Here is a 6,205-nt window from a genome sequence, read left to right as displayed (position 1 = left end):
AAGTGGGTCAATCCAATGTGGAAGCTTGCGAACTCGTTCGCCAGCCGCAGCCGGGCGGGCCTTCGCGACGGCGCCGACCCACCCCCCGCTCCCTCCCGCAAGCGGGAGGGGAGACAGACAGTCGCACGCCGTCTCCCGGTCCGTTGCCGCTCCTCAGGCCCCCGCTTCGGTCAGCGCGGCCAGTTGTTCGCCGGTCAGCCGCAGCGCCATGCTGTCCATGATGTCGTCGAGCTGCGCGACCGTGGTCGCGCTGGCGATCGGTGCGGTGACGCCCGGCTGCGCCGCCACCCAGGCGAGCGCGATCTGCGCCAGGCTGGCGCCCGTTTCGGCGGCGATGCGATCCATGACCGCGAGCACCGCGGGACCCTTGCCCGCCATATAAGCCTTGGCCTTGTAGCCGCGCGGGCTCTGGCCGAGATCGTCGGCGCTGCGATATTTCCCCGACAGATAGCCGGCGGCGAGGCTGTAATAGGGAATGACGCCGAGCCCCTCGGCGATGCAGAGCCGCTGGAGCGCGCCTTCATATTGCGCGCGGTCGAGCAGATTGAGCTCGGGCTGCATCGCGGTGAAGCGCGGTAGCCCCTTCGCATCGGCGACGCGCAGCGCCTCGCCCAGTCGTTCGGCCGAATAGTTGGACGCGCCGATCGCGCGCACGATCCCCGCGTCGCGCAATTCGCCGAACGCGCCCAGCACCTCGTCGAGCGGCACGTCGGGATCGTCCTGGTGCGCGAAATAGAGGTCGATCGTCTCGACCCCCAGCCGGTCGCGCGAGCCTTGCGCAGCCGCGCGAACGGCGTCGGGCCGCAGGCCGCCCTCCCCCATCCCGACCTTGGTGGCGATCAGCACCCGGTCGCGCGCGCCGTTTTCGCGGAGCCATGCGCCGATCATCGCCTCGGACTCACCGCCCCGATGCCCCGGTACCCACGCCGAATAGACATCGGCGGTGTCGATCATGCCGCCGCCGCGCGCCGCGAAGCGGTCGAGGATCGCGAAGCTCGCCGCCCGGTCGGCGGTCCAGCCGAAGACATTGCCGCCGAGCACGAACGGTCGGATCGACAGGCCGCTTTTGCCCAATGCGCGTTCGGTCATCGTGACGCTCCTTCCTTCACCGCGGGTATCGCCTCGCGCGGGTTGTCGCTGAACAGCCCGTCGATCCCCGTCGCCAGATAGGCGGCGATCTCCGCCGCCAGATCGCCGCGCCCGGCGGGGTTGAGCCCGCCCTTGTCGGCGAGCGGCAGGAAATAATTCTCGCGGCGGAACGTCCACGGATGCACCTTCAACCCCGCCGCATGGGCATCGCGGACGAGCGACGTCGGATCGCCCAGCGTGCCCAGCATGCCGCGCGGGATGACCATCGCCTTGTTCGGCCCGATGCCGTCGGCATAGGCAGCGACCGCCTTCAGCCCCGTGGGCGTTGCCATCGCGGCATAGCTCGTCCGCGGATCGTCGGCGGGCCCGCCCTCATCGTCCATCAGCTGGATCAGCGGCAGGTCGCTCTTCGCGCGGATCGCCTTGAGATTGCCAACCTCGAAGCTCTGGATGAACACCGGCGCCTTTCGGCCGCGATAACCGTATTTTTCGAGCAGCGCGAGCAAGGGCGCCTCGTGCGGCAGACCGATCGCGGCGAAATAGCCCGGATGCTTGGTCTCGGGATAGACGCCGACGGGATGCTCGCGCTCCATGTTCACGCGCGCGAGAAGGTCGAGAATCTCCTCGAAGGTCGGAACCTCGAACTTGCCGTCGTTGGCAGTGCCGCGCAGCCGCGGAATGCGCTCCTTCGCGCGCAGCGTCTTGAGTTCGGCGAGGGTGAAATCCTCGGTGAACCAGCCCGTGACGTCCTTGCCGTCGATCCGCCTGGTCGCCTTTCGATCCGCGAACTCTGGACGGTCGGCGACGTCGGTGGTCTCCGAAATCTCGTTCTCGTGCCGCGCGACGAGCACGCCGTCCTTCGTCAGCACCAGATCGGGCTCGATGAAATCGGCGCCCTGCTCGATCGCCAGTTCATAGCTCGCCAGCGTATGCTCGGGCCGCTCACCCGATGCACCGCGATGCGCGATGACGATCGGCGGTTGGCCGTCGAGAGTGGGCACCGCCGCCATCGGCTCAGCGGCACAGCCGGCGGGCAAAAGCAACGCCAGCACGGCGGCGCACCAGCGCCTCATGCCGCAAGGCGGGCCTGCCGGTCATCGGCGGCGAGCAGCGGGAGCCTGTCCACGCGCGGAAAATAGGCCGAACGCCGCCGCCTTGGCCAGCGGTTTTCGGGGTCCGGAGGAAAAAGTTTCACGTGCGGGCGCGGGCTTCGCCGCGTCCGTCCCTCTCTTCGTCATGCTGAACCTGGTTCAACATCCATGGTCTGCGCTTTCGTTGAGCGCCGCGTCCCGAGCATGATGGCACTGGGTCAATCCAAAGTCATCGGAGTGTAAAAAGACCGGGCCGACGTCGGCCTGGGAGTGAGCACGACATCGACCCGAGGTTTCCCCAGTGGAGTGGACGGAGAAGATTTAGAACTTCATCGATGCGTTAAACCCGATGATGCGCGGGTCCGGCGTGAACACGTTGGTCGTCAGGCCATTGTCATCGCTGTTCACGAAGAACCCCGTGATCGGCGTTTTCTTGAACAGATTCTTGACATAGAGCTGAAACGAGAGACCCGATTCCGGCCTGGTCAGCATGACGGCGACATTCATATTGTCCCATGCCCGCAACCTGTCGAATTCCGTGTTGTAAACCCGGCCGAAGCTTTTCGACTGGAAATAATAGTCGCCCCGGAACGTTAGTTCCCAATCGCCCTCTTCGAGGAAGAAGGTATATTGCGATCCGATATTCGCGGTCAGACGCGGAGCGTTCGGCAGTTCATTTCCTTCAAGATCCGCATAGAATCCGCGACCCCCATTGGGAGCGCCACTCGCCCCCCCGATCCAAGCTTCCGGATTGGCGGGATCATAGGGCACAAGCGCGCCCACGGTGTCGGGATTATAAGGCGCCAGCGGATCGTAGGTGAACCCATAGGCTGGATTTACAAGCGCATTCCCCCGGGCGGGATTCCAGTAATTGAGGGTGCCAACTCTGGTCGGCCTCGCCGGGTTCCAACTCCCATAACGGTCCCCACCCGGACACAGGCTGGCCAAGATAAGCGCACTCTCTGCCGGCCCCTTCGGTATCAATCCCCCTTCATTCATCTTCAAGACCTGTTCGACATAGGCACGCGGGACAATGCAGTTGGAAGGAACTTGCAGCCAGGGCCGCAAGACCACCCAATCGGGGTCCCCCTGCGTCCGGTCCATCACGTCGATCGACTGCGCACCCTTGCCCAATCGCGTGCGGAGATAGCCAAGATTGCCGTCGACGCGAAAAGCGCGCGACGGGCGCCACGCCGCCTCCAGTTCCAGTCCCCAACTCGTTGCATTGAAATTCTCATTATAGGCAATGCGATCGACGATCTGCGAAACCTGAAAATCCTTGTAATCGTAGAAGAAGCCGGTGGCGTTCAAGGTGAATCGGCCGCCATTGAAGCTATGCTTCATGCCGATTTCCAAGGCATTGACATATTCCGGGCGAAATGTTTGCGGCAGGAATTGAAACTGAACCACATTGGTGTTGTAATCAACTCTGGGCGGATTGACGCCGCCGCCCTTATAGCCGCGGGACAGGGAGGCATAGATGAGGCTGTCGTCAGTGAAGCTGATATCCGGCTTCCAATCCAGCACCACGCGCCCGGTGAATTTCCCCCAGGACTGATTGATGTCATCCTGAGCCGGATATCCACTGTTCACGCGGCCGCCGGTGATGTCGCCGATAAATTGAGAGCCATACGGATCATCAGGGCCGCCGTTAGCTACCGTGCTTGGGTTATTCCTCCCACCCCCCAATAACAATTGACTGGGAACTTGGTCTGCTCTTTTCTTATCTTTTGTATATCGAGCACCGATAGTTAATTTTAAATTATCATTGATATTATAGTATAATTCACCGAACAGTGCGCGTGATTTAATATGAACACCGTTCTGGCTCAGAAAATAATTATGCCCTTGATTGTCCAAATTGTCGATCGGGTTTGGATCAACATAAATGCATTCCCGATCTTCATTGCCCAATTCGCATAGCCGTATAGCATATCCATAACCAGCAAAACCAGGTGCGGCAGCTATAGGGGGAGCCCTGTCATAATACCATTGAGCGATATAGGTGAACATGTTGTTGAAGACGTAATAATCATCTTGAGATTTGAAATCGAGATAATTGGCGCCGACCAGAAAATTGAGCGGCCCGTCGAAACTGAATTGCAGACGGAATTCCTGGGACCATTGCCGGTTTCTCGACCGGCTCAAATCCGCCGACACCATGCGATCCGAACAGCCCAATTGAGGATCGCAATAGATGCCCTTCGGCGACGGCCCAGGAAGTTCTTCCAGATCAATCAATCGACTACCTGTATACATAGGACCTAAAGACGAATCCGCGAACATCGGCTCCGTGATAAATCGGTTATAATCCTGTGACGAATAGAATCTATCCCGAGAATAAGCCGTTTGCGAAATGAATTGCAGGGTTTCGGATGGCTTAAATTCCCAGTTGAACTGGACAACATCATTTTTGGCGCGGAATATCGGATCATAATTGGATTCAATTTCACGCAAATTTCGGGATTGCATACCCTCGCCCATCGGATCAGCGATGATCGCGGGTATATTAATCCTCGCGTTGCCTATCTGGCGACTTCCAACAGACATACTTGTGCTTGGAAAGTAAAGATAAACGAGCGCGGCGCTATTGGGCTTCCCAAAGGCCGCGTCGTCATAAAGGGAACCCGGCAGACACCCCTGGCTGATACGGCCGCGAAGACCCGGATCGGTAATTTCCACACTACCAATTCTGTCCGCTCCGGGATCGGTCGTGCACAATTGCTTGGCCGACCGCGACCGATTGTCGTCTTCCGCAAAATGCTGCCAAATGACGTTGGCCTTGAAACGGTCGCTGGGCTCCCACTGGGCCGACACGCGCGTCGACCACAGGTCGCGCCCGTTGATGCGGGTGCCGAGGAAGTTGTTGTAATCGAAACCGTCACGCTTGGTCCACGCGCCGGCGGCGCGAACGGCCAGCGTGTCGGACAGCGGCACGTTCAGCATCCCGCTGAGGCGCGTCGTGCTGTAGTTGCCGACTTCGCCCTTCACTTCCCCCGCGAAGGCGCGCGTGTCGGGAAGGGCGGGAATCATGTTGACGACACCGGCCGTCGCATTGCGGCCATAGAGCGTGCCCTGCGGCCCGCGCAGCACTTCGATACGCTGCATGTCGAAGAATTCGGCTTCGAACAGGCGATTGCGGACGAGCGGCGTTGAGTTGAAGCTGACGGCGACCGCCGGATCGCTCGTTGCGGAAATGGACTGCGTCCCGATCCCACGGATCGAGAAATTATACATGCTGAAATTGGTCTTGGTGAAACTGACGTTCGGGACGGCGCGCAGCAACTCCGCCCCGCCCTCGATCTTCAGATCGTCCAGCCGGTTCGACGACAGCGCCGTCATCGCGATCGGCACGTCGATGATCTTCTCTTCCTTCCGCTGCGCCGTGACGACAATTTCCGACCCATCGTCGATCTCGTTGCGCGCGGCGGGCGGCGGGGTCGCGGCGCGTTCGACGACATAAGCTCCCTGCGCGGTATGGCGGGCGCGCAGGCCGCTTCCCCGCAAAGCCGCGTCCAGCGCCTGACCGGCGGTCAGCGCGCCGCGCACCGCTGGGGCGTTGCGTCCCCGCACGTCGCCCGCCTGAAAGACGACCTCACTGCCGGTCTGCCGCCCGATCTGGGTCAGCGTGTTCGCGAGCGCCTGCGCCGGAATGTCGAGTTGCTTCGCTTCGGCCGCCTGCGCCTGCGCCGCGCCGGCCGCGCTCACCGCCAGCGTGGCGACCCCCAGATACATCGCCGCCTTGAACGAAAATGCGGTGCGTGTAGCGAATGCCATGCTTGCCCCTCCCTCTGTGATGCTCCGCGCCGGTTGACGGCGTCGGACATCAGAACGTGAGCGGGCGAAAAATCCGCATCGGAAATGTGCAGAAAATTTCCGCACAGCCCGCAGTGCCGCCTTACCGTAGCGTCATGGCGCTCCTTCTCTCAGTCCCTCCGCTTCGCATTCTCCCTCCGTCGTCACCCTGAACTTGTTTGGGATATATACCCTTCAGGCAAGCTAGGAGCTGTTCCCCGGCGAAAGCC

At 61.2% G+C, this 6,205-nt stretch carries 3 protein-coding genes; all 3 read right to left on the bottom strand.

The window, feature by feature from the left end; translation table 11 throughout:
- Positions 1–153: 153 nt before the first annotated feature.
- The 3 genes from SGR02S_RS18675 to SGR02S_RS18665 all read right to left on the bottom strand — a co-directional run bounded on the left by SGR02S_RS18675 (position 154) and on the right by SGR02S_RS18665 (position 5,957).
- A complete protein-coding gene (locus SGR02S_RS18675; RefSeq protein ID WP_067113619.1) occupies positions 154–1,089 on the bottom strand; it encodes an aldo/keto reductase in 936 nt (311 codons plus the stop codon).
- Positions 1,086–2,162, bottom strand: a complete 1,077-nt coding sequence (locus tag SGR02S_RS18670; RefSeq protein WP_067113617.1) for a glycerophosphodiester phosphodiesterase — start codon at positions 2,160–2,162, stop codon at positions 1,086–1,088. The genes SGR02S_RS18675 and SGR02S_RS18670 overlap by 4 nt, the downstream gene beginning before the upstream one ends.
- Positions 2,163–2,501: 339 nt before the next feature.
- Positions 2,502–5,957 carry a TonB-dependent receptor gene (locus SGR02S_RS18665; RefSeq protein WP_255211527.1) on the bottom strand — a complete coding sequence of 1,152 codons (3,456 nt, stop codon included), beginning with the start codon at positions 5,955–5,957 and terminating at the stop codon, positions 2,502–2,504.
- Positions 5,958–6,205 lie beyond the last annotated feature (248 nt).

The sequence above is a fragment of the Sphingopyxis granuli NBRC 100800 genome (assembly GCF_001591045.1).
In the GTDB taxonomy this organism is placed as follows: Bacteria; Pseudomonadota; Alphaproteobacteria; order Sphingomonadales; family Sphingomonadaceae; genus Sphingopyxis; species Sphingopyxis granuli.
This window is presented reverse-complemented; position numbering and strand designations above follow the sequence as displayed.